The following is a 23,586-nucleotide window of genomic DNA, read 5'->3' on the forward strand; positions in this document are numbered from 1 at the left end:
CGCTGCCGGGGGCTTCCGAAAAACCGCGATGGGCCTTAGCGCTTGCTGAACTGCGGGCGCTTGCGCGCCTTCTTCAGACCGTACTTCTTGCGCTCGACCATGCGGCTGTCGCGCGTGAGGAAGCCGGCTTTCTTCAACTCGGCGCGATACTCGCCCGCGCTGAGCAGCGCACGGCTGATGCCATGGCGCAAAGCGCCGGACTGGCCGCTGACGCCGCCGCCGTTGAGCAGCGCGATCACATCGAAATGGCCTTCCGTGTCCGTCACCTTGAACGGAGCGATGGCGTTGTCCACCAGCTGCTGGCGGCCGAAGTACGCCAAAGCATCCTTGCCGTTGACGGTAACCTTGCCGGAACCGGGGACCAAGCGCACGCGCGCGATGGCGTTCTTGCGACGGCCGGTGCCGTAATAGATTGCTTCACCTGCCATGGGTTAATCCTCCAAGCTGATCTGACGGGGCTGCTGAGCTGCATGCGGATGTTCGGGGCCTGCGTATACCTTGAGCTTCTTGCCCATGGCGCGACCAAGCGTGTTCTTGGGGAGCATGCCCTTGACGGCCTTCTCCACCACGCGCTCGGGATGCTTCTGCATGGCCTCTTCGAACGTCTCGCTCTTCAGACCGCCGGGGAATCCCGTGTGGCGGAAGTACTCTTTCTGCTGAGCCTTCGAGCCGGTGACGCGGATCTTGTCGGCATTGACGACAATGACGAAATCGCCCGTATCAACGTGCGGGGTGTAGGTCGGCTTGTGCTTACCCTTCAAGATGGTGGCAGCCTTCACGGCGACGCGGCCCAGAACCTGGTCCGCCGCGTCGATGAGGACCCACTCGCGCTCTACCTCGCCGGGCTTTGCGTAATACGTCTTCAAAGTTTCCTCCATTGCATGTTCCGCCTATGCGGATGTCGTTTTCACAAGTGCAGATGCTGCGATACCGGGATCCTACTCCGGTGCGGCGCCTCGGTCTGGACATCCTCGGCGGTCCGTTTCGCTTGCAGGCTGCGTTTACGGGGCTTCTGAAAGCAACTGTAAGATTGTAGAGCGCAGGGGCAGCGTCCGTCAATGCCCGTACCGAGCGATTCGCAATCTGCACAGATGCGGGAGAAGATGGAGAGGTGCAAGGAGAAGTACAGCTCGCCCGATTAGAAAAACGAATCGATCAGATCGACGACGGCAGCGTACGCGCGCGGACGATCGAACTGCTCTTCGGAGATATGCCGGGCCGCGGCGCCCATGCGCTCGCGCGCGGACGGGTTGTCGATCAGTTCCACCAGCGCTGCGGCGAGCTCCACCGGGTTTTCGGGCTCGACGTTGACGCCGAAGCCGTCATGTTCCACCTTCTGCATGAATTCGGGATTGGCCAATGTGTTGACCATCGGCTTGCCCGCGGCAAGGTAATCGCCAACCTTCGAGACGATGCTCTGGGGCGCCTTGCGCGCGAACGAGTTGACGAGCACATCGCTTGCGGCGAGGTAGGCGGCCATCTCCGCATGCGGCAGATACCCGGGAAATACGGCATTCACCTTGAGTTGCGCGGCCAGCCCTTGCACCCGTTCCAACTCGGGACCCGCACCCAACACCATCAGCTTGATATCGGTGCGTCCCATATCCTTCAGGACCCTTCCGGTGCGCATCAACGTCTCGATGTCGTAGCTCGTGCCGATGGTGCCCGCGTAGGTGGCCCACGATTCACCCGCCGGCTTCTCGAGGGGGTTCGCCCGGACCTCCTCGTCGAATTCGGCAACATCGTTCCCCACGTACACCGTGAGCAATCGGGGGCTCGCCCCCGATTGCAGGGCGCGCTCGGCGTACTCATCGCTTGTGCCCACCACTGCCGAGGCGTGCCGATACACGAAATCCGCATCCCGCTTGAACGGCGAGAACAGCACGGCGCTCACAACGGGGACGTCCAAGACCATGCGCATCGCCTCGGGCCACAGGTCGTTCACATCCGCAACGAGCGGGATGCCCGCACGCAGGGCGTACTCCGCGCACACGCGGGCGAGATCGTTGGGGGGAATGCGAACGAACACCAGATCGTAAGCATGCGATTCGAAATGCCGTGCGACCTTCTTCGCAACCTGGGCATGGTTGGAGATGCGGGCCGGGGTTATGTTGCGCTTGTACGCCGGGGCCTCGATGAACACCACGCGATACGGAAAGCCGGCATACATCGGATCGGAAAGATCGCGTTGCGACTTATCCCAATGTTGGAAGGCGGACGTGATCAGATCGACCTCGTAACCGGCTTCCACCAGGCGCTGCGCGATATAGGGTTCGCGGTCAAGCCCACGCTTCTCGCCCGGCAGCCGCACATCGATCGCAACGACCGCGATGCGCTTCTTCGCGCCCATGGAACGCGATTCCCTACCAAACCGAGATCAGGTCTTCGACCTGGTCGGCCCACTCCGCATCGAAACGGGTGGTGAAGCTGTCGCCGAAGCCGGTCATCCGCTGCGATGAGTTGATGGAATCCCGGAATTCGGGGTTGTTGCCGAAGAATTGCAGGGCCGCCACGCCTGCAACGACCGAGAAGACCAGGAACACGGAGGCGAGTGCCACGCCGATGATGCCCGTGATCTTGCCCGCTTTCGTGCGGGAGGCCTCCGGACCGTCCGCCGCAGAACTCGCTATGACGATCGCGACGATGCCGCAGATGAGGCCGAGCAGAATCGAGGGGGCGAACACGATGGCGAGGATGCCGAATATCAGCGCCGTCGTCGCCTTGCTGGAAGGCTGTTCGGGCGTCGAGTAGTTGGCGATCGGCGGTTGCGGGGGAACCGGGGACTCCCCGGATCGGCCGCCTGTCCCGGTGCAATCCCCCTGCGGGGCATCGTTGCCGTAGCCCAACGTGTTCGGCACCGAATACGATGTCGTCATCGCAGGCGGTTGCGGGACCCCGTACTGGGAGGCGGGCTTGGGAACGGAACCCGACTGCACGGGATCGCCGCTATCGATGGGCTTCCCGCACGAAACGCAGAATTTCGCATATTCGGGGTTCTCGGCGCCGCAGTTAGGACAATTCACAATCGACCCCTTTCCTTCGTTCCTGCGCTTGCCTCCAGTATACCCATTCTCACAGGATGCGAATGACGGCAGGCTCCGTGTTGTCGACCAGCACACCATCCAAATCCTCGATGTCGGCGAGCGCTTCCTGGATATCCTTCTCGAGGGCTTCGTGCGTCGCGTACACCAAATCGACGCCCGTACCGCCGCATCCGCCGCGCTGCACCATCGATTCGATGCTCACCCCATGGCGCGCGAACACGTCCGCCGTGGCAGCGAGGACGCCGCTGCGGTCCTCTACGGACAGGCGGATGTAGTACCGCATCGAAAGCGTTTCCATGGGCACGAGGGGCAGATGATCGTAGGTGGCACGGCTCGCCCACGGTGCGATGCCCGCCTGTACGTGGCGGGCCACCTCGAGCACGTCGCCCATCACGGAGCTGGCGGCCGGACCGCTGCCCGCGCCTTTCCCGAAGAACATGGTCTCGCCCACGGCATCGCCCACCACATAGATGGCATTGTACACGCCGTTCACGCCCGCAAGGGGATGGTCCTTCGGGACCATCGTGGGATGGACGCGCACATCGATGCCAGCGGGCACATGGTTGCCGATGGCGAGCAGCTTGATAACATAGCCCATGTCGCCCGCAACCTGGAAGTCGATCGGGGCGATGAGCCGGATGCCCTCCGTGGGGACCTGGCCCATTGTAACCTCGGAATTGAACGCGATAGAGGTGAGGATCGCGATCTTCGCCGCCGCGTCGAACCCGTCGACATCGGCGGTGGGATCCGCCTCCGCAAAGCCCTGGGCCTGCGCTTCCGCCAGCGCATCGTCGTAGGTGGCACCCGTCTCGGACATGCGCGTGAGCATGTAGTTGGTCGTGCCGTTCACGATGCCCAGCACGCTGGTTATCTCGTTGGCGAACAACGAGTGCTTCAACGGGTCGATGATGGGGATGCCGCCGCCCACCGCGGCCTCGAAACCGATCTCCCGGTGCATCTTCTCCGCCAGATCCAAGATCTCGTCACCGCTCGTGGCCATGAGAGCCTTGTTGGCGGTCACCACGTTCTTGCCGGCGGCCAGCGCGCCCATCACCACCTCTTTGGCGAAAGTGGTGCCCCCCACGACCTCGATGACGATATCGATCTCGGGGTCGTCCAGAATCTCGTGGAAGTCGTCGGTGTACAGATCGCGCACACCGTGCGCCACCGCTTGCTCGGGATTGCGCGAGCACACGCGCACGATTTCCAAATCGATGCCGTAATGCCGGCGAAAATCATCTTTGTGCGATGCGATGATGTCCAAGCAGCCGCCGCCCACCGTCCCGGTGCCGACGAGTCCGATTTTAACCGTCATGGGAAAGTCCTTTCGATCCTATAGGTCGCATACCATCAGGTCCTCGTAGGTTTCACGCCGCGTGACCACGCGGGCCTCACCGTCTTTCACGAACACCACCGCGGGGCGCGGCTGCCCGTTGTAGTTGCTGCTCATGCTGCGGCAATATGCCCCGGTGCCGAACACGCAGACGATATCGCCCAGCTCGGGACGCTGCAGGCTCCCGTCGAACACCACGGCGTCCCCGCTCTCGCAGTGCTTGCCGCACAGCGTCACCACCTCGGTGCGGGGCTCGTCGGCCTTGTTGGCGATGACCGCCTCGTATTCCGCATGGTAAAGCGCCGTGCGGATATTATCGCTCATGCCACCGTCCACCGCCACGTATTTGCGGATGCCGGGAAGCGTCTTCAGTATGCCGACCGTGTACAACGTCACACCCGCGACGGCCGAGATGCTGCGACCGGGCTCGGCGAGGACGCGCGGCTGCCTCACCCCACGCCTCTCGCACTCCGTCCGGAGGGCCTCGGTGGTGATGCGGGCGAACTCCTCGACGGTGGCAGGATCGTCCCCCGCCAGATAGGCGATGCCGACGCCGCCGCCCACGTCGAGGTCCTCGATCTCAATCCCGTAACGCTCCTCGATCCGGGCGATGAGGTCGACCGCTATCGCAACCGCCTCGCCGAACGGGCGCAGCTTGAAGATCTGCGACCCGATGTGCATATGCAGTCCCCGCAGGCGCACATTCTTCGCCTTCAGTACGTCTGCAACGCAGTTGAACGCGAAGTCGTCGCGCATGGTGAAACCGAACTTGCTGTCCTCCATGCCAGTGCGGATGTACTCGTGGGTATCCGCCTCCACGCCCGGCGTGATGCGCATGTACACGTCCTGCACGACGCCGTGCTCGCGCGCTATGCGGTCCACGCGGGCGAGCTCGATGCGGCTGTCCAGGACGATGGCGCTCACCCCGGCGGCGACGGCCTCCTCCAGCTCTTGCGGTGTTTTGTTGTTCCCGTGCACGTAGACGCGGTTCGCTGGGAAGCCCGCCGCCAGGGCGCAGGCGAGCTCTCCGCCGCCGGAAACGTCCAGGCTCGCGCCCTCCTCGGCCACAAGGCGGACCATGGCCTTGTTCAGGAATGCCTTGCTCGCATATACGATCTCGGAGCCGGGATGGTGCGCTTCGAACGCAGCGCGGTACTCGCGGATGCGGCTGCGCAGGTCTTCCTCGTCGTATACGTACAAGGCGGTGCCTTGCCGATGGGCCAATTCCACCATATCGACTCCGCCGATGAACAGATGTCCGTCGCGAACTTGGGCCGTGCGCGGGAGCACGTCGCCCAATTGCAGGGTGGTTCGGCCGTCGGCCACCGCGTTCGCCTTGGGTGCTGGCAGGGACATAGGGGTCTTCCTTCGCAATATGTGTGCAGTTCAAGCATTGTAGCAAGCGCCTTGCCGCATGCTATCATCTTCCGCGGAAATTCAAACGCTCGGCGCGCGGTCGCAACCGGCGCGCTGCGCGAAACCTGAGGGAAGAAGGAACCCCATGATAGATGAACCCTCGTTGGACTCATGGCTCGCCGAGGCGAAGCGCGACCCCCGGGCGGACAGCTGCGGCATGTACCTCTGCCACAACGGCGTGGCGCGCAGGACCCCTAAGGCGCAGGTGCGCCGGGGCGAGACGGGCCTGCCCGACGTGCGCTGCATCGACTTCTCCTACGATGCGGCCGGCGTCGCCGCCGCCGAGAAGGAGGCGCTCGCCATGCCCGGCATCTACTATGTGCGCACCTGGCTCGCAAAGGGCGAACGCCAGGTGGGCGATTCCATCATGTACGTCCTCATCGGCGGAGATATCCGCCCCCATGTGGTCGACTGCCTGCAGGCGCTGGTCGGGAAGATCAAAAACGAGCTGGTCGTCGAAAAAGAAATCTACGTCGAGTAGATGCTGAAGATCACCGTCATCGCCACCGGGAAGCTGAAGGAACGCTTCTGGAAGGAAGCTTGCGAAGAATACCGGAAGCGCCTGGGCGGATATGTGAATCTGACGATGCGCGAGCTCCCCGACAGCACGCGCGAGCGGGAGGCCGACGCCCAGCTGGCGGCGATCGATGCGCTCGGCGGCGCCCATCTGTTCCTTTTGGACATCCGCGGACGGGAAACGGGCAGCGAGGCCCTCGCCGAGCGCATCGAGACCCTGGCGGTATCGGGGAAATCGCATCTGGCCTTTTTGATAGGCGGAAGCGACGGGGTCTCGCGCGAGGTGGCCGACAGGGCTGCCGAGCATCTGAGCTTCGGACCCGTCACCCTGCCCCACAACCTTGCCCGCGTCGTGTTGCTGGAACAGCTGTACCGCGCCGAGAAGATCATCCACCGCGAGCCCTACCACAAATAGCGCGGGGCGCTTACGCGCCCCGTTTCGATCGATATGGATATGTGCGGATACGGCCTAGTAGCTGCTGCCTAGCACGACCAGGAAGTCGCCTCGCAAGCTGTAGGTGCCGTCGTTCTCCATGGCAACCGCCCCGTGCCCGACGACAGCCGCGATCGCCTTCGCCTCGGCGGCGTTCGACGAACCCTCGTACACGACGATGTTGCTCTTGTAGTTCGAGCTATCGGCATTGCCCGTGTCGGCCACCGTATAGCCCTCCGCCGTCAGGTTGCTGGACACCGCCGCCGCCGTGCCGTTCGGCGCGCCGCCGTTGCGCACGTAGATGGTGCCGCCCTTGCTGACCGTCGCAGACGAGCTCGTCGCAGATGGCGCCTTCTCGGAAGCCGAGGTCGAGCCTTCGGAGGACGAAGTGCCGCTGCCGGCATTCGAGAGCATGATCCCCGTGCTCTTGTCGGCAACCGTCTCCTCCGTCGGAGGCAAACCGGCATCGACGCGCTTCATCATCGCGGCCCATTTGTCGGTGAGGCAGTTGGTGTACCACACGTTGTTCTCATAGACCGGCTCGTTGGGCATGGTCGCGCTGTACAGATCGTTTTCGGTGTCCATGCCCTGAAGCGCCTGCGCGATGCCCACGATCTCCTCGACGGACATGTCGGTCTGCACCGACTTCGAGAGGGCTTCCACGGTCTTGGCGATGGTGGCGGCATCGGACGAGAGGACCTTCTTGGCGATGGCGGAAAGCACCAACCGCTGGTCGGCCGCTCGGTACTCGTCGCCGTCGCCCACCTTGTCGAAGGCATGGCGGGTACGCGCCAGGATGAGCGCCTGCTCGCCGTCGAGCGTCTGGAGGCCGGCGTCGAGATGGCCGGTGTAATCCTCGTCGTCGATCTCGTAAGGGACATCCACCTCGATGCCGCCCAGCGCATCGACGATGTCGGACAGGCCGTCCATATCGATGAGGGCGAAGTGCGAGATGGATACGCCGGCAAGCTCGCTGACGGTGCTCACCGCCATCGTCGCCCCGCCGAAGGCGTAGGCTGCGTTGATCTTCTGCACGCCATGGCCGCCCATGTTCTGGATCTTCGTATCGCGCGGGATGGAGACGAGCGTGGCCTTCTTCGACTTGGGATCGATCCGCGCCAGCATCATCGAATCGGTGCGGTATATGCCGCCGTACGATTCGTCCTCGTCGCGCCAGATCGCCTGGTCGGTGCCGAGCAGCAGCACGTAGAAGGGCTCGGAGGCGGTGTCCTTGGCAACCAGCACCGAATCGATATCGGAGCTGACGCCTTGGCTGAGATTATGGTTGAGCATGTTCACGTACGCCCATGCGGTGCCCGCGCCCACGGCGACGAGCAGCGCCAAAACCAGGAAGACGTTGCGCACGATGCGGAAGCGGCGGCGCTTCCTGCTCCGCGGCTCGGTATAGCGGCTACCCGCACGCCGCGAATACTGGCTTGCAGAGTCCCGGTCGGGGGGCACGTGCGAAGAAGCGCGCCGAGCGCGGGACTCGGAGGACCCCCTCTTCGCATGCGCAGATGTGCTGCGATGTTTTCTCATGCGCGCTATTCTCCCAAGGGAAAACCCGTTAAGCAAGAGAATCCCCCCAACCCACATATGTGGTACCTTCTTCTGGAACAGAAAGGGGCACTCGTGGATAACCCGCTTTACACGCTCACCGAAGAAGAGCGCTCATACGTGCGCGAGACATGCGAGGCGGAGTCCGCTCGGCTCTCGCCCTTCGCCGCCCGCGATTCCGACGCGGTGTACGAAACCCCCGTCGAGCGGGATCGCGACGACGAGCTGGTGCGTCCGAATTTCGTGAACGACATCGACCGCGTGCTGAACAACCCCTACTACAACCGGTGCATGGACAAAACGCAGGTGTTCCCCCTGTACCGCAACGACGACCTCACGCGGCGCAGCTACCATCTTCAGCTGGTGGCGCAGATCTCATGCAAGGTCTCCCGCGCCTTGCGCCTAAACGTGCCCCTGACCCGCGCAATCGCCCTGGGGCACGACATGGGGCACACCCCGTTCGGCCATGCGGGCGAGAAGGTGCTCTCCGCCCTCTACCACGAGCACACGGGGAAGCGCTATTTCAACCATAACGTGCACAGCGTGCGCCTGCTTCGCACCGTGTCCGACAGCCATCTGTCGCTGCAGACGCTCAACGGCATGCTCTGCCATTGCGGGGAGAAGGCATGGGCGCGCTACGAACCCCGCCCATGCCCCACATTCGATGACCTGGATGAGATGATGGAGCGCTGCTACACCGTCCCCAAAGCGAGCACGACGCTGCGCCCCAGCACGCTCGAAGGCTGCGTGGTGCGCGTCTGCGACATCATCGCGTACCTGGGGAAGGACCGTCAGGACGCCATCACCGTCGGCGTGCTCGACACGACGACCTATCCTTTGCGCAACAGCGCCATCGGGGAGACGAACCGCGAGATCATCGGCAACGTCACCGCCAACCTGATCAAGAACAGCATCGGCAAGCCCTACCTGGCGATGGACGAACCGGTGTTTCAGGCGCTCGATGCCGCGAAACGCCAGAACATCGATGAGATCTACAACAGCCCCGAAGCGCATGGACGGCTCGACGAGGTGTTGGGGGACATCATGGGGGGCCTGTACGACCGCTGCCTGGAAGATCTGCTGGCGGAACGGCGCGACAGCCCCATCTGGCGCCATCACCTGAACGCCTGGATGCTGCGGAACAACGACGCCTACCGGGACCAGCCGCCCGACGATATCGTGGTAGACTACCTCGCCTGCACGACCGACGAGTACCTGATCGCGCTCTTCAACCACCTGTTCCCCGAAGACGCCATCCCGGAAGAAGATCTCTACATCCCCTATTTCCGGTAGGAGATCGCGCGCCGAAAACCTACTTGCGGGATTTCGTAAACAGGTTCGTCTCGGCCTCTTCGCCGTGCAAGGCCCGCCAGGCTGCACCGCCATGTTTCGCGAGCATGATACCCGCAAGGACGGCGCTTATCGCAAATACCTCCCCCAAGCCGAAGAGCAGGAACGCCGCCACGCACCACACGGCGACGATCGCCAGCGCCCCGAAGCACAACTGCCGGGTCGCAAGCACCACGGCCAGCCCGACGGCAAGGGAGGCGAAACCCCGCAACGGATCCAACAAGACCACGACCGAGCAGGTGACTGCCACACTCTTGCCGCCTCGGAACCTGTGCCATAGGGGGAAGTCATGCCCCAGAGCCACCCCCAAACCGCCCCAGGCAACGGCGACGAGCCCCAGAGCGGGCGCGATCGCATAACGCGCAAGAACGCAACCGGCAACGGTCTTCAGGATGTCGCCGGCAAGCGTGGCCGCCGCCCACTTGGCGCCGAGCAGGGCCCCCACGTTCGACATACCCGGATTGCGCGACCCCACGTCGAACGCGCTCTTCCCCAGGCGACTCCGCACAACCGCTTCCGCCGTTAAAAAGCACCCGCATGCATATCCCACGAGCAGGCACGCCAACCGCTCGACCACTGCGCACCACCTCTTTCCCGGCTCGCGGGGGCATCTCCCCGTTCTTCCCATTTTAGCCCCACGCCCCCCAAGGAGAGCCTTCCTTCAAGCCGGCCGGGGTCTCCGGCGATCCCGCCTTTGCCCATTCTACGGAAGTACCGATTCATCGATTGCTTCGTCATCCTCAGGCGAATTGGACGGCAGCCGCCTGAAAAACCACCATCCAAAGGGACTCGGGAGGATGAAGCCTGATTTATCAGCGGCTCTTCTCGGAGCAAGGGCCCGCTACAGCTCGCGGCGCGATTCTATGGCGCGGCCGAGGGTCACTTCGTCGGCGAATTCCAAGTCGCCGCCCACGGGCAGGCCGCTCGCCAAACGCGTCACCTTGATGCCCAGGGGGCGGATGATGCGCGCAAGATAGCTGGCGGTCGTCTCGCCCTCGACGTTGGGATTGGTCGCCAGCACCACCTCGTCCACTTCCTCTCCGCTCAGACGCCCCATCAGCTCGGCGATATGCAGTTGGTCGGGGCCGATTCCGTCGAGCGGGTTGAGCGCCCCCCCGAGCACATGGTACAGACCGTGATAGGCAGCGGTGCGCTCGATAGGGGGGATGTCGCGCGGCTCGCTGACCACGCAGATCTGCGACCGGTCGCGCTTCTCGCTCGCGCAGATCTCGCAGAGCTCGCCTTCGGCATAGTTGAAGCAGACGGGGCAGAAGTGCACCGCGTCCTTCACCTGCATGATGGCGCGGGCGAGGCGCTCCGCCTGAGCGCGGTCGCCGTTGAGCAGCCAATAGACGATTCGCTGGGCGCTTTTCGGGCCGATGCCCGGCATCCGCTCGAGTTCGTCGAGCAGCACTTGGATCGAGGGGGCGCTTTGCATGCAAGCCTTTCAAAACGGAGGCCCCTCGGCGGTCCAAGGAGCCCGAAAAAAACGATTCGACCGGAGGCCTCGCCCGACGAGCCGGGACCTCCCATCGCTCCCGCCGATTCTCGGCAGGCGCGAATCGGCGGGAACTAGAACGTCATCCCGGGAATATTGGGCATACCGGCGGTGACTGCGCTCAAACGGGTGCTGGACAGCTCGTTCATGCCGCGCAGCGCATCGTTGGTCGCCGCCATGATCATATCCTGCAGCATCTCGGGATCGTCGGGATCGATGGCGACGGGCGAAATCTCGACCTTCTGCACCTCCATCTCGCCCGTGACGGTCACCCTCACCATGCCGCCGCCGGCGGTGCCCTCGTATGTCAGCGTCTTGATCTCCTCTTGCGCTTGGGCAAGCTGGGCTTGCATACGCTGGGCCTGCCGCATCATCTTCTTCATGTCCATCGGGCTTCGCTCTCCTTTTTTCATGGTGGCGGGACGCTCGCTCTCCGTGCGCCCCGCATGCGGTCCTACAGTTCTTCGAAGGTAACCTTGGTTCCGAATGCTTCGTACGCCATTGTACCCAATTGCTCGGCGGTCAACCCCGCCGAAGGGGACGCGGATCGCACAGCCCGGTCCCGCTGCGACCCCGTCACCGGCAAGGGACCGCGATCCTCCCAGGAGGGGATTTCATCGGCCGATGCGGTTTCGGCTTCGTAGAGGTCGAGCGGAACGTCGTCGTCCGGCCCCGCGGAAGGGGCCGAGGGGGCGGACGGCTGTTGGGGCGCCCCCTGCACGGTTGCACGAGCACGCGCCATCGACGGGGACGGGGCGGCGGGAATCGGAGCCGCCTCGGGCTCGAAGGAGGATCCCCGGGGCTTGTCGACGCTCGGCATCCGCTCGATCGTGAAGGGCACGTCCGCTCCTGCCGCCGTATGCAGAGCTTGGGCGAGCGCCGTCTTCAATTCGGGGCGCTGAGCCATGTCGTACGCGAACACGTTGTCGGCAGGGAACTCGAGGGCGATGCCGCCGGAGCCGTTCGGATGGACCCGCACACCCACCAAAAGCGCGCCGTAGGCGGTCTTCTCCCGCTTCACCGCATTGGTCGCCGAGCGCCACAAGCGCTGCAGCGCCGCTTCGTTCCCGATGAGGGCGGAGACGCTTTCGGCGGGCGCCTGCCGGGTTTCTTCGGGCACGGGGCCCGGCTGGGCTGCAGGCGGGACATCGTAGGGTCCCGCCTGAACCTGCGGGGACGGTATGGGCCTCTTTTGGACGGGCGGTTGCGCGGAGGGCTGCGGCATCTGGGTCGATTGCCGCATCTGGGCGCGGACGCGCCCACTCGCATCCATCCGCTCGGGGTGCTGTTGCTCAGCGATAGGCGCGGTTGGGGCCGTGGGGGCTTGGGCGGCGGAGACGGCATTTTGCCGAGGGGCGGAGGGCCGGGGCGCCTCGCGAGGCACGGCCTGTTGGAAGTCAAGCCCGCCGCCAGGCTGCGGCGCCGAGGCCTCCGGGCGCGGCTGCAAGGCGGCGGGCGATGCAGGGGATCCCGTTCCGCCCCGCTCGAGCGCTTCGATGCGCTCGGCCAGCGCCTCCAAGGTGATATCCCCCTCGGGACGGACTATGCGCGTGAGGGCGATCTCGAAGCAGAGCCGGGAATTGGTGGCCCCGCGCAGGTCGGAGATAGCATCCCCCAACACGCCCATGATGCGGGCAAGGCGGTCGGGACCGAACAGCTGAAGCTCGGCGGCCATTTCCCGTCTCTCAGCCTCCGTGATATCGATCGCCGCATCGACGCCGGCGAGGCTGAGCACGTACAAATCGCGCACGTGCTGGGCGAGGTCCCGGCAAAATTGTGCCAAATCGGCGCCCGACTCGACGAATCTCGCAGTCCAGTTGAAGCACGCGGCGATGTCGCGTTTGCCGATGGCCTGCACGATCTCGGCCATATCGCTCGAATCGAGCGATCCCAGAAGGTCCTCGGCGCCCGCGACGGAAACAGCCCCCCCGCCGAACGCGATAAGCTGCTCGAGCGACGTCAGGGCGTTGCGCATGCCGCCCTCGGCCCGATGGGCGACCAGCTCGAGCGCCTCCGGCTCGAACTCCACCCCTTCCGCTACGCAAATCGCGCCGAGACGGCTGACGATCTCGTCGGTGCTCAGGCGGTGGAAATCGAACCGCTGGCAGCGGGAGTGGATGGTCTCGGGGACCTTCTGGGGGTCGGTGGTGCACAGGATGAACACCACGTGGCTGGGAGGCTCTTCCAGCGTCTTCAGCAGCGCGTTGAACGCCGCCGTCGACAGCATGTGGACCTCGTCGATGATATAGACCTTGCAGCGCCCGCGCGTCGGTGCGTAGTTGACCCGACCGATGATCTCATCTCGGACGTTCTCGACACCTGTGCGGCTTGCCGCATCCAGCTCGTACACATCGGGATGCACGCCATCGGCGATGTCCCTGCAATCCTGGCAGGTCCCGTCGGGGGAGCTCGTGGGCCCCCGCTCGCAGAGCAGCGCCTTCGCCAGCAGGCGCGCCGTCGTGGTCTTGCCCGTCCCGCGCGGCCCGCAGAACAGATACGCGTGGCTCACCTTGTCCGCTTCGAGCGCGTTTTTCAACGTCCTCTCGATATGCTGCTGGCCGACGACGTCCTCGAACGTCTGCGGACGGTACTTGCGGTACAGTGCTTCTGCCATCTCAGCTCACATCTTCTTGCTCTCTCGTATCCGACTTCTTGCCGCGCAGCTTCGCCTCCGCTTGCAGGCTCCGCCGATAGACGGGATCCTCGTAACGGTCAGGATGGGGCGCGTCCACGGCACCCACCTCGCGGGCCGCTTGCGCCGAAGCCTTCTTCGCACGGCTCGCCATCGCCCCCTTGACAGCCCCCGCAATCGCGGGAAGGACGCTCACGCCGACGATGCCCAGCACGATTATCTCGAAATGGTCCTGAACGAACGGCACGCCCCCGAAGAAATAGCCGACCAGCACGAACAGGCTCACCCACGCGACGCCTCCGATGGCGTTGAACATCGTGAATTTGCCGAAATTCATATGCCCGGTGCCCGCCACGAACGGCGCGAAAGTGCGGAAGAACGGCATGAAGCGCGTGATGACGATGGTGAGGCCGCCGTATTTGGCGAAAAACTCGTCCAGCTTGGCCATGCGCTCGGGCGTGAGCGCCCGCACCTTGCCGCTGTCGATGATGCGGCTTCCGAAGAACCGCGCGATCCAGTAATTGCTCGTGTTGCCCAGAATGGCCGCTGCATAGAACACGGCGAGCGTCGCCACCAGATTGAGCCCGCCCCCGTCGGCGCTGAAGACGCCGGCGGCGAACAGGAGGCTGTCGCCCGGGAGGAACGGGAACACGACGACACCGGTCTCGATGAACACGATGAGGAACAGGGGCGTGTACACCCAGACGGCCCCCAGCGAGATGATCCATCCTGCAATCGCCGCCCGAGGATCCTGCAACAGCCCGATAAGTGCCCCGATGATATCCATGAACGCCTTTCCGAAAAGCCAATGGAACATGACGGCCGAAAGCGTTGGGAAAGAGCCGCGCCTGCCACCGCCCCGAACACGCGCCGGTTTGGCCCTGGCCGGCACTGCACGCAAAGCCGGTGCCAAAGCAGGTGCACCCAGCGCTTTGCAGCGTCGGTCGAGTATCCTGAATAGGCAAGGGCGCTCGCCAGAGGCCCCTTATGGCTGCTTCCTCCCGGACCTGACCAGGTTCGGGGCATGGCGCCGCCCAAGCCCATCCAAGATACTCGATCTTGCGGCTTGCCAGTATACAACAGTTGCGCAGGACGCCCCGCTGCGCCCCCAACGACCGCAAAACCTCTAGAAGGGGCGATCAGCCCTCGGCCGCCAGGGCATCCATGATGGATTTGATGCTGTACAGGCTGCCGAAGGCGCAGACGATGCCCCGCGCGCCGGCCGCCGCCCGCGCCGCACGCACCGCCTCGGGAAAGCTTTCCGCCAGATGGGGGCGCAGGCAGCTGGCGCAACCGCCCCGTTCCTGCGCCACCCGCAAGAGCGCGGTGCACAAGCGCGACAACGGGAGCGCGCGGGGGTTGGGAGGCTTCACCAACACGAAATCCTCCGCCAGGTCGAACACCTCCGCGAGCATGTCGGGATAATCCTTGTCGGCCAGCACTCCGATGATGAAGACGGCCTTCCTTCCGGGGAAATGCCTCCGCAGCGAGTCCGCCAGCACCCGCGCGCCCTGCGGGTTATGCCCGCCGTCGACGATGAAGGTCGGGTTCTGCGCGACGATTTCGAAGCGGCCCGGCCACGCGGCGGCGGCAACCCCCGCGCGAATCGCCCCGTCGGAAATGGAGAAACCGCGCTCGCGCAACGCCAGGACGGCCTCGATCGCCAGTGCGGCGTTCTCCGGCTGGTAAGATCCCAAAAGCCGCGTCCGCAGATGGGCGAACCCGCCGTAGGAGAACATCTGATAGGGAATGCCGGCGGGGAGAGGATCGCCTTGATCAGGGGCGGCGTCGCCGTCGTTCGACGGCCGGGGCGAAGTCGGTGCCGAGGACAAGCCGAAACCGCGTGGCGCGTCGGAGTGAGTGCGGGCGGAATCCGCCTCGGCACCCCCCGTCGCCCCGGAATCCTCCACCGCGAGCCGGCCCGCATCGACCCAGCGGACCGCGCAGCCCTGCTCCTGGGCCTTCGCCCGGATGGCCTCCGACGCATCGGGCTCCTGCGGGGCGCTCACCACCGTGGCCCCGTGCTTGATGATGCCCGCCTTCTCGCCCGCGATCCGCCCGATCGTGCCCCCCAGTATCGCCGTATGGTCCAGGGCGATGGGGGCGATGGCGCAGACTTCGGGCGCGGAAACCACATTGGTGCTGTCCAGGCGACCGCCCAACCCCACCTCGAGCACGGCGAAGTCGACCCGGGCGCGTGCGAACGCAACGAGCGCCACCGCCGTCATGAGCTCGAATTCGGTCGGATGCTCGGCCATCGCCTCCGCTTGATCCCGCACGAGCCGCGTGCAGGCCATCAGCTCGTCCGAGGGGATGCTCTCGCCGTCGATGCGGATGCGCTCCGAGAACTCGATGATATAGGGGCTGGTGAAAAGCCCGACGCGGAACCCCGCCGCCCGCAGGATGCTTGCGGTGTATGCACAGGTGCTTCCCTTGCCATTGGTCCCGGCAACATGCACGATGCGAAGGCCCTCCTGCGGGTCCCCCAGGCGGCCCATCAGCTCCGTGATGCGCTCCAATCCGGGCTTGACCTGCTGCCAGCGCGGTTCGTTGATATAGGCGACCGGGTCGAATTCCTCCGACGCCTCACGCTTCTTTCCTGCCTGTTGCACGAAACCCCCGTCCTACAGCGCATCGATGAAGCGTTGCAGCGCCGCGCGGCCGGCTTCATCCCATTTGAACACGCCTGCGCATTCCAGCGCCTCTGCGAACCCTCGGCCAATCGCCCCACGATCGCCCGGATCGTCGATATCGAAGGAATCGCACAGGCGCGGTGGAAGGATGGCCAACCCCATGACCTCGATGAGCCCCAGATTCTCCTTCTTGATGCGATGCAGATGCTCGTGGACGTGGAATAACCCCAGCGGGTGTTCGGGCGTGGCCACGTTGCAGCGCAGCGCCAAATCCATTTGATAGGCGGATCCGATACGGCGCACGATAGGCGTGATCGTGTTATGCGGTACGCCGTCCGTTTCCGCCAGCACGCCAGCGACGGGATCGCTGTAGCCACGCCATACGTCCAGCACCCGGCAGGCGGCATCGAGCACACCCGCTCGATCCCGACCCTGCAATCGCACGACAGTCAGGGGCCACCTCACCACGCCGGCAGCCACGTCGGGGCATCCCGGTATGTCGAATGCCTGGACCACGGGGGCAACCTGCATGGGGAAGGAGTGCCGACCGCCCTGGAAGTGGTCGTGCGACAGTATGCTGCCTCCCACGATGGGAAGGTCGGCGTTGCTGCCGATGAAGTAATGGGGCAGCACATCGACGAAATCGAGCAAGCGGCCAAACGTAGCTCGGTCGATGTGCATGGGGCGATGCACGCTGCTCATGACGATGCAATGCTCGTTGTAGTAGGCATACGGCGAATATTGCATGCCCCACGGCTCGTCGCCGAGGTCGAGCGGGACGATACGCAGATTCTGGCGCGGCGGCCACTCTCCCCGCGGGTCATCCGCACCCCGCCCCGCATACCCCTCGTTCTCCATGCATAGACGGCAGGCGGGGTACTCGCTTGCTGTCCGGGGGGCCGCTCCCGCTGCGGAGATGGCACGAGGGTCCTTCTCCGGCTTGCTTAGGTTGATGGTTATCTGCATATCGCCCCACCGCGTGGCGGTGCTCCACTGGATATTGCGCGCGATGGCGGAGGCCTTCACATAATCGGCGTCGACGCACAGCCGGTAAAACCAGGATGTCGCCTGTACGGGATCGTCTGCGAGATTGGCGTAGAACAGCCGCGCCACCTCGGAGGGACGTGGCATCACCAGGCCGAATAACCGCTCGGAAGATGCCTGGGAGTCGCGCTCGAGCTCATCGGCGATCGTGTTGAGCGCCCAGAGGCGATCCTTTGCGGAAACGACGCCGCGATCCAACGCCGCGCTGACGAATATGCGCGTCCGCTCGAACGCATCTGACTCTATGGTGCAATCCATGTTCTCTCTTCTCTTATCCCAGCATCCGCAAAACGACCGCGAACGCATCGGAACCCACTCTCCATCTGCCGGCAGCAGAATGCCATCCGCAGCCAGGAACGCCCTCAGCCGCCCAAGCGCTCCGCAAAGGCGCCACGCTGGCTGACTTCGACGAAGCTGCACACGCCGGTGCCGAGCAGGGCTCGGATCCCCTCGGAGAATTCCCCCGCAACCGCTTGGGGCACGTATGCCTGGATCGTCCCGCCGAAGCCGCCGCCGTGGATGCGGGCCGCTCCCCGCCCCGCCAGCACATGGCGGCAGGCGGCCAATGCAACCATCGCCGGTTGGTTGCGGTCACCGGGAACCGCCACGTTCTGCAAGTACTCGGCGGAGCTTTCCGCCGACGCACGCGTGGCGCGCAGGAACGCCTGCATGTCGCCCGCGCGAAGCGCTGCAGCGCGGCAGTCCACCAATCCGACCTCGGTGAAATAATGCCAGGCGCGCAGCACCGCCGCATCGCCCAGAGCGCCCCGCGCCTCCGCCAGATGCCTGAAGAACCGTTCGGGGGCGATCCTGCCCAGCACGTCCTCTCCGAAGAACCGCGCGACGGAGCGCATGTCCTCGACCAGTCGGTTGAAATCCCCCGTGTGCGCGCTGTGGTCGGCATGCGTGTCGATCAACGCAATGCGATAGCCCCGCGATTCGAAGTCGAAATCGATATGCGCAACCGCCGGATTCTCGAGATCGCGGAAATCCATATCGCATATTCCGCCGAACGCGCTCGCGGTCTGATCCTGGAATCCGCAGGGCTTGCCGAAGTAGCGCCGCTCGGCATCGACCGCGATATGCGCGAAATCGGCGGTGGAGAGCCCGGCGGAGGGTTCCAGCCACGGGTTGCCTTGCGCGGATGCGGGAGCGTGCTTCGGGTCGAACAGCACGGCGAGCCCCCGCGCCAAGGCGAGTTCGAACGCTGCGCTGCTGCTCATACCGCCCCCCACCGGCAGCGTGCTGGAGACACGGGCGTCGAAACCCGCCACGGGAACACCCGCCGCGCGCAAGCCCGCGGTCACGCCGCGCACGAGCGACGGCGTCGCGTTGCGTTCCCCGGCAACCGGCTCGGTGGAGCGGATGTCGATCTCGAACGGCTCGTACCCGTCGCTTTCCACCCGTGCGGCACGCGTTCCGTTCTCCCGCAGCATCATCGCGACGCCTTGCGTCACCGCGGCGGAAACCACCCGCCCGCCCTGATGGTCGGTATGGTTCCCGGCGATTTCCGTGCGCCCCGGCGCCCATGCGCGAACCTGCCACGGTTTACCCACGATCATCTCTCGTTCTCATCTGGTGCAGCGCCGCCTCGAACGCCGCTCGCTGGCTGCTGTTCCAGGAACCCATATCATCGCTGGTCATGAGCACGCTCCCGCAGCCCGCCGCCGCGGCGAGCAGCCGATCGCGCTGCCCGCGCTTGAGCTTCACGTCGGATCGGAGGAACACGACGTCGGGATCGCATCCGAAGGCGCGGCCGTCGAGGGGCGCTCGCGCCTTGGTATCCGCCAGGCTCGTTTTCGTGCTCGCGCGCTCGCGGTGCAGGAGCCGCATGGGGAGTTTATCGTCCCAGTCCAGACCGACATCGCATCCGATGCGGCAATAGTCCGCGCCGCCGAAGACCGAAGCGAGGGGCACGCCGCACGCGAGCAACAGCGTCTCCTCCCCTGCCGCCGCGCGCAACAGGTCCCATGCATCGGCCATCAGCTGCCCCCGGTTCATCCCATCATGGGGCACCATGCATGCCGCGTAGAGGAAATCGAGCTTCAGCAGCCCGAACCCCCAATCGGAAACCGCCTTCCGCACGCACGACGCCACGTAGGCCTGAACCTCGTCGTTACGCGTATCCAGCGCGCAATGTCCGCTCCAATGGCTCCCGGTGATCACCGCGCTGCCGTCCTCGTCGCGTAGAAGCCATTCGGGGTGCTCGGAGATCAGGATGCTGTCCTTCTCGACGACGAACGGCGCCATCCACAGACCGGGCAGGAATCCGGCCTTCCGCACCTCGTCGGCAATCGGACGCAGCCCATGGGGGAACTTCCCGGCATCGACCGCGGGCCAATCTCCCTTCTTGCACCAGCCGTCATCGATCTGGAACACACGGGTCATCCCCTGCGTATCGAGTCGGTCGAAAGCCTCGGACGCACCGCGCAGGTCGGAGAGGACGCCCGCCTCGTCGATGCGCTCATAGCGACGGTACCAACTCGTATACCCGCAGAGGGGCTCGACCCCACGCGCTTCGATGCCGGCGAGGGCGAACCACCGGTCGTATGCGGCGTCCTCCTCCGCCCCCTCCACCACGGCGATTCGGCAGAGCACCACGTGCTCCCCCGCCCGCAGGAGCCGCTCGGGGCATTCGGGCGAGGCTACCACCGTGTTCGCCGCACAATCGGTGCGGATGAGGGTGAAGCCGTTGCGCTCCTGCAATCCGCCGACGAGCGTGAATCCCCCGCTCGAACGGAAGGCAGCGTAGCTGTACCCATGCAGCCGCCCTGGCTTGCCCGAGTACGCGGCGAAACGGTAATCGCCGCTCGCATCGAGCGCATACCTGTTAACCAACGCATCGGGCACGCGGTCCAACCCACGCAGCGAAGCACCCACACCCATCCAGTCGGTCGCGGTCCATGACTGGTATCCGTTCAACAGCAGCTCATCGTCCTTGCCGAACGGATGGGCAAACCCCACTTCGCATTCCACCACGCGCAGCGGACCTGCGGCAATCACCGAAAGCTCGCACACGTCGCCTTCGAAGCCCAATTCGAACGCCGCATCTTGGACATCATAGCGTCCCATGCCCTCGACCTGCATGACGCGAACGCCATCGGACGTGGCGAACGAGACCGAATACCAAACTGGCTCCATATACGCACCTTGCTTTCTCCCGCAGGGCATCCGCCGGCGGGAAAACGACAGCTCCAACTTTTCCCCGTCGCCCCGCTTGGCGGATTCGATGGCGGCGAACACGTCACTCTCGCGATAGCGCAGGAACACCAACCCGCCCGCCAGGCAGAATGCGGCCGCCGTGAACGCGGTGAGGCGGTATCCGAACCCCTCGATGCCGATGAGAGCGATGCTGGTGAACATGAGCATGCTCACGCTCTGCCCCAACTTGAACGCGAACGTGCGCGCCGCGTAGAACATGCCTTGGCGTGCTTCGCCCGTGGCGAGGGCATCCGCCTCCGCGATATCGGCCACGACGGCCTGCGGGAGGATCCCGAGGATCGCCATGGGGATGGCGGCAAGCACCGCCACGACCACGCCCCACGCGACGCCGGGAATACCCAGGGTCCCCACGAACGCGGTGATGAGGAACGCCCCCGCGAAGAACAGGAATGCGAACACGACCATCTTCTTCTTGCCCAATCGCTTCGCCAGCAGATTGACCGGCGCATAGCAGGCGAAACTGATCAGTGTCATGAGAGCGAACAGGGGGAACGTCATTCCGTCATCCAACCCCATCAATTCGGTGATATAGAACGGCAGGCCCGTCTGGAACATGGTGAGCGCGATCCAATACAGTATGTCGGATTCCACGAGCGTGCGGAACTGCTTGTTTTTGAACGTCTTGGCAAGGCTTCCCAGCGTGCCCGTCTGCGAGGGCTGCGTGACGGCGTAGGCGTGCTCGTCGATGGCGAAGCTGGGTACCAGCATGCATATGACGGCGAATGCCGAGAGGATTCCCACCGTGATGCGGAAGCCCCCCCACGCTGCCGAAGCTCGGCTCGAACACCGCGGCGATGTTCGGCAGCAGGTACGCGATGGCAGTGCCGAAGAAGTAGGTGGTGCTGATGAACGTGGACACGTTGATGCGCAGCTCCTGTGTGCGGCCGAGCTCGGGGATGAGCGCGTTGTAGGGCGTGCAGTAGCACGTCATGGCAAGGCAGAAACACAGCACCATGGCCAGCAGGAACAGGTTGTTCACCGGGCTTTCCGCATTCACCGGGCTCACGAAGACCAATATGGTGAACAATCCGAACGGGACGGCCGCGTACCGCAGAAACGGCATGCGGCGGCCCAGGCGATGCGAGCACCGGTCCGACTTCCCCGCGATCCACGGATCGGTGAAGGCGTCGAATATGCGTCCCGAGGCGGTGATGAGGCCGATGACGGTAAGCCCTAAGAACACGGCGCCCTGCGTGATGAAGATCTGATGCCCCTGGGACAGCAGGCTTTGCCCCGGTTGATAGTAGTACACCAGCCAATTGCTGATGATCCCCGAAAGCGTGGACCAGCCCAGCTGTCCGATCGCAAAGACCCACAGGATATTGTTCGTTGCCAACCTCGGCGCCTCCACGTGGGATGACCGTGCCATTACGCCTCTTCCTTCGCTAAAATACAACCTGTACATAGTAGCGGAAATCGTTTGCACGGGAGAAGGCCATGGATCAGAGCATCGATAGGGCTGCGATGATTTTCGGGAACCGCATCCGCGAGCGCGACTATCGGAGGGCATGTCGGGCCAAGCGGCGCTACCAGCGGCAATTCGGGGACGATTCCGACCGACCCTGCCATCTGGCAGCCCAACCCGCGCCCGCCGTGGGGAAGGCGCTGGGTGTGCAGCTCCTGCGCCCCGCCGGCATCCCCGCACTGGACCTCCACCCGAACGCGCATGAGAAACCCCTCGTGGTGGGGGCGATCCGCATGGGCTTCGGCCATTACCGCATCGCCCTCGCGCTGGCGAGCTGCGCCAAGGCGAGAGGGTATACGCCCTACCTCATGGATCTCGCCGCCTTCCCCGGCACGACCGCCAGCAAGATATTGGGGCGGCAAGACAAGCTGTACTCGCTGGGCAGCCGTTTGAGCCAGCAGTTCGGCTTGTTCAACAAAGTGGTATGGGAGCCGCTCAATTCCGAGGGTTTCCGCAAGCTCTCCTACAACGCGGGAGACCTGAAAACCGCCGAGCTCATGACGGCCCCCTTCAAAGACCTCCCGCGCGACGTGCCCTTCATCAGCGCGCACGCATATCCCGCGCAGGCGGCGATATGCGCAGGCATGCGGAACGTGGTGAACGCCATCCCCGACAACTGGCCGATGGCATTGCACCTGGCCGAGGGCTCGGTGCACACCGTGCAGACCCCCAGCGCCTACTGGGGGTACAAGATGCTTCGCGGGATGGACGGCACCCGCCCTCTGAAACCGATGCCCGCAGGATCCCTCGCCTGCACCGGGCATTACGTGGACCATGAAATAGCCGCCCGCATCGCCGACGATTGCGCCATGCGCATCGCCCGCTTGGAAACCGGTCAACCGACGCGCTACCTGCTCTCCGTGGGAGGGGCCGGCGCCCAGCAGGAGCTGTTCGCCGCCATCATCCAGCATCTCGCCCCCGCCGTCGCCGCCGACCGCGCCGCGTTGCTCATCAACGTGGGCGACCATGCGAACGTTTGGAACGGGTTGGTGCGCGCATTCCCCGAGCTCGGCAATGCCGTTTGCCACTTCAACGATTTCGCGGAGACGGCGCGATTTGCCGACGATGCGCTCACCGGGCAGGTGCACGGTATCCACGCCTTCTACGACAAGGAGATCTTCAACGCGGTCTACAGCACCAATCTGCTCATGCGCGCCGCCGATGTGCTCATCACCAAGCCGAGCGAGCTTTCCTTCTACCCCGTTCCCAAGGTCATGACCAAGCGCGTGGGCGGCCACGAGGCTTGGGGGGCGATCCGCGCGGCGGAAATCGGGGACGGCACCTACGAGATGGAGACCATCCCCGAGATCTGCGCCATGCTGGACTGCCTGCAGAACGAGCCCGAGCTCGTGCAGTTCATGTGCATCAACATATGCGCCGCCGCGAAGGCTGGCGTGTACGACGGAGGCTACCGCGCGGTGGATCTGGCGGAGGGGTAACCTC

The 23,586-nt window shown here is 64.6% G+C and carries 20 protein-coding genes, 1 other RNA gene and 1 pseudogene; 4 read left to right on the forward strand and 18 right to left on the reverse strand.

The window, feature by feature from the left end; translation table 11 throughout:
• Positions 1–35 precede the first annotated feature (35 nt).
• The 6 genes from rpsI to lysA form a co-directional block, all read right to left on the reverse strand.
• Positions 36–428 carry a 30S ribosomal protein S9 gene (gene rpsI / locus NOV21_RS01260; protein WP_283169833.1) on the reverse strand — a complete coding sequence of 131 codons (393 nt, stop codon included), beginning with the start codon at positions 426–428 and terminating at the stop codon, positions 36–38.
• A 3-nt stretch (positions 429–431) separates the two neighbouring features.
• Positions 432–878, reverse strand: a complete 447-nt coding sequence (gene rplM, locus NOV21_RS01265; RefSeq protein ID WP_283169834.1) for a 50S ribosomal protein L13 — start codon at positions 876–878, stop codon at positions 432–434.
• A 260-nt stretch (positions 879–1,138) separates the two neighbouring features.
• Positions 1,139–2,350: a glycosyltransferase family 4 protein gene (locus NOV21_RS01270; protein ID WP_283169835.1), complete on the reverse strand. Its 1,212-nt coding sequence runs from the start codon at positions 2,348–2,350 to the stop codon at positions 1,139–1,141.
• Between the two features lie 13 nt (positions 2,351–2,363).
• A complete protein-coding gene (locus tag NOV21_RS01275; protein WP_283169836.1) occupies positions 2,364–3,023 on the reverse strand; it encodes a zinc-ribbon domain-containing protein in 660 nt (219 codons plus the stop codon).
• A gap of 49 nt (positions 3,024–3,072) precedes the next feature.
• A complete protein-coding gene (locus NOV21_RS01280) occupies positions 3,073–4,359 on the reverse strand; it encodes a homoserine dehydrogenase (protein ID WP_283169837.1) in 1,287 nt (428 codons plus the stop codon).
• 18 nt (positions 4,360–4,377) lie between these two features.
• The gene (gene lysA / locus NOV21_RS01285) at positions 4,378–5,733 is read right to left on the reverse strand and encodes a diaminopimelate decarboxylase (protein ID WP_283169838.1); all 1,356 of its coding nucleotides are present in this window, start codon (positions 5,731–5,733) and stop codon (positions 4,378–4,380) included.
• 145 nt (positions 5,734–5,878) lie between these two features.
• Here lysA and NOV21_RS01290 point away from each other — a divergent pair, with 145 nt between their 5' ends.
• Positions 5,879–6,274, forward strand: coding sequence for a molybdopterin biosynthesis protein (locus NOV21_RS01290; RefSeq protein WP_283169839.1), 396 nt, complete (start codon positions 5,879–5,881; stop codon positions 6,272–6,274).
• On the forward strand, positions 6,275–6,724 hold the full coding sequence (locus NOV21_RS01295; protein WP_346428523.1) for a 23S rRNA (pseudouridine(1915)-N(3))-methyltransferase RlmH: 450 nt from the start codon (positions 6,275–6,277) through the stop codon (positions 6,722–6,724).
• A gap of 54 nt (positions 6,725–6,778) precedes the next feature.
• On the opposite strand, the gene NOV21_RS01300 is transcribed toward NOV21_RS01295, so the two are convergent.
• Positions 6,779–8,281 (reverse strand): LCP family protein, encoded by a 1,503-nt coding sequence (locus NOV21_RS01300; protein ID WP_283169840.1) that lies wholly within the window; start codon positions 8,279–8,281, stop codon positions 6,779–6,781.
• Positions 8,282–8,374: 93 nt separating this feature from the next.
• Between NOV21_RS01300 and NOV21_RS01305 the strand changes: the two genes are divergently transcribed.
• Entirely contained in the window at positions 8,375–9,592 is a 1,218-nt protein-coding gene (locus NOV21_RS01305) for a deoxyguanosinetriphosphate triphosphohydrolase family protein (RefSeq protein ID WP_283169841.1), read from the forward strand.
• Positions 9,593–9,611: 19 nt separating this feature from the next.
• Here NOV21_RS01305 and NOV21_RS01310 read toward each other — a convergent pair whose 3' ends face one another.
• The 11 genes and pseudogenes from NOV21_RS01310 to NOV21_RS01360 form a co-directional block, all read right to left on the reverse strand.
• Complete coding sequence (locus tag NOV21_RS01310) at positions 9,612–10,226, reverse strand: glycerol-3-phosphate acyltransferase (protein WP_283169842.1); 615 nt, start codon at positions 10,224–10,226, stop codon at positions 9,612–9,614.
• Positions 10,227–10,490: 264 nt separating this feature from the next.
• On the reverse strand, positions 10,491–11,087 hold the full coding sequence (recR, locus tag NOV21_RS01315; protein ID WP_283169843.1) for a recombination mediator RecR: 597 nt from the start codon (positions 11,085–11,087) through the stop codon (positions 10,491–10,493).
• A 134-nt stretch (positions 11,088–11,221) separates the two neighbouring features.
• A complete protein-coding gene (locus tag NOV21_RS01320; protein ID WP_283169844.1) occupies positions 11,222–11,536 on the reverse strand; it encodes a YbaB/EbfC family nucleoid-associated protein in 315 nt (104 codons plus the stop codon).
• A 65-nt stretch (positions 11,537–11,601) separates the two neighbouring features.
• A complete protein-coding gene (dnaX, locus tag NOV21_RS01325) occupies positions 11,602–13,761 on the reverse strand; it encodes a DNA polymerase III subunit gamma/tau (RefSeq protein ID WP_283169845.1) in 2,160 nt (719 codons plus the stop codon).
• Between the two features lies 1 nt (position 13,762).
• On the reverse strand, positions 13,763–14,566 hold the full coding sequence (locus NOV21_RS01330; protein ID WP_283169846.1) for a VTT domain-containing protein: 804 nt from the start codon (positions 14,564–14,566) through the stop codon (positions 13,763–13,765).
• Between the two features lie 164 nt (positions 14,567–14,730).
• Positions 14,731–14,826, reverse strand: an RNA gene (gene ffs / locus NOV21_RS01335) — signal recognition particle sRNA small type.
• A gap of 92 nt (positions 14,827–14,918) precedes the next feature.
• Positions 14,919–16,391 (reverse strand): bifunctional folylpolyglutamate synthase/dihydrofolate synthase, encoded by a 1,473-nt coding sequence (locus tag NOV21_RS01340; RefSeq protein ID WP_283169847.1) that lies wholly within the window; start codon positions 16,389–16,391, stop codon positions 14,919–14,921.
• Between the two features lie 12 nt (positions 16,392–16,403).
• Positions 16,404–17,714 carry a UDP-glucose--hexose-1-phosphate uridylyltransferase gene (locus NOV21_RS01345; protein ID WP_283169848.1) on the reverse strand — a complete coding sequence of 437 codons (1,311 nt, stop codon included), beginning with the start codon at positions 17,712–17,714 and terminating at the stop codon, positions 16,404–16,406.
• Positions 17,715–17,818: 104 nt separating this feature from the next.
• Positions 17,819–19,012 carry a galactokinase gene (locus NOV21_RS01350; RefSeq protein WP_283169849.1) on the reverse strand — a complete coding sequence of 398 codons (1,194 nt, stop codon included), beginning with the start codon at positions 19,010–19,012 and terminating at the stop codon, positions 17,819–17,821.
• Entirely contained in the window at positions 19,005–21,386 is a 2,382-nt protein-coding gene (locus NOV21_RS01355; RefSeq protein ID WP_283169850.1) for an MFS transporter, read from the reverse strand. The genes NOV21_RS01350 and NOV21_RS01355 overlap by 8 nt, the downstream gene beginning before the upstream one ends.
• A gap of 127 nt (positions 21,387–21,513) precedes the next feature.
• A pseudogene (locus tag NOV21_RS01360) lies at positions 21,514–22,188 on the reverse strand (MFS transporter); the annotation flags it as partial.
• On the opposite strand from NOV21_RS01360, the gene NOV21_RS01365 reads away from it, so the two are divergent.
• Entirely contained in the window at positions 22,116–23,582 is a 1,467-nt protein-coding gene (locus NOV21_RS01365; protein WP_283169851.1) for a DUF6937 domain-containing protein, read from the forward strand. The pseudogene NOV21_RS01360 and the gene NOV21_RS01365 sit on opposite strands and share 73 nt — an antisense overlap.
• The last annotated feature ends 4 nt before the right edge of the window (positions 23,583–23,586 follow it).

Origin of the sequence: Curtanaerobium respiraculi (assembly GCF_024609215.1) — a bacterium.
Lineage (GTDB): Bacteria > Actinomycetota > Coriobacteriia > Coriobacteriales > Eggerthellaceae > Curtanaerobium > Curtanaerobium respiraculi.

Excerpts from the sequence above, each read along its gene's own strand:
- NOV21_RS01295 (WP_346428523.1), top strand. The coding sequence starts at position 6,275 with ATGCTGAAGATCACCGTCATCGCCACCGGGAAGCTGAAGGAACGCTTC.
- NOV21_RS01320 (WP_283169844.1), bottom strand. The coding sequence starts at position 11,536 with ATGGACATGAAGAAGATGATGCGGCAGGCCCAGCGTATGCAAGCCCAG.
- lysA (WP_283169838.1), bottom strand. The coding sequence starts at position 5,733 with ATGTCCCTGCCAGCACCCAAGGCGAACGCGGTGGCCGACGGCCGAACC.
- NOV21_RS01330 (WP_283169846.1), bottom strand. The coding sequence starts at position 14,566 with ATGGATATCATCGGGGCACTTATCGGGCTGTTGCAGGATCCTCGGGCG.
- NOV21_RS01365 (WP_283169851.1), top strand. The coding sequence starts at position 22,116 with ATGGATCAGAGCATCGATAGGGCTGCGATGATTTTCGGGAACCGCATC.
- NOV21_RS01270 (WP_283169835.1), bottom strand. The coding sequence starts at position 2,350 with ATGGGCGCGAAGAAGCGCATCGCGGTCGTTGCGATCGATGTGCGGCTG.
- recR (WP_283169843.1), bottom strand. The coding sequence starts at position 11,087 with ATGCAAAGCGCCCCCTCGATCCAAGTGCTGCTCGACGAACTCGAGCGG.
- NOV21_RS01280 (WP_283169837.1), bottom strand. The coding sequence starts at position 4,359 with ATGACGGTTAAAATCGGACTCGTCGGCACCGGGACGGTGGGCGGCGGC.
- dnaX (WP_283169845.1), bottom strand. The coding sequence starts at position 13,761 with ATGGCAGAAGCACTGTACCGCAAGTACCGTCCGCAGACGTTCGAGGAC.
- rpsI (WP_283169833.1), bottom strand. The coding sequence starts at position 428 with ATGGCAGGTGAAGCAATCTATTACGGCACCGGCCGTCGCAAGAACGCC.
- NOV21_RS01345 (WP_283169848.1), bottom strand. The coding sequence starts at position 17,714 with ATGGATTGCACCATAGAGTCAGATGCGTTCGAGCGGACGCGCATATTC.
- NOV21_RS01355 (WP_283169850.1), bottom strand. The coding sequence starts at position 21,386 with ATGCTGGTACCCAGCTTCGCCATCGACGAGCACGCCTACGCCGTCACG.
- rplM (WP_283169834.1), bottom strand. The coding sequence starts at position 878 with ATGGAGGAAACTTTGAAGACGTATTACGCAAAGCCCGGCGAGGTAGAG.
- NOV21_RS01290 (WP_283169839.1), top strand. The coding sequence starts at position 5,879 with ATGATAGATGAACCCTCGTTGGACTCATGGCTCGCCGAGGCGAAGCGC.
- NOV21_RS01300 (WP_283169840.1), bottom strand. The coding sequence starts at position 8,281 with ATGAGAAAACATCGCAGCACATCTGCGCATGCGAAGAGGGGGTCCTCC.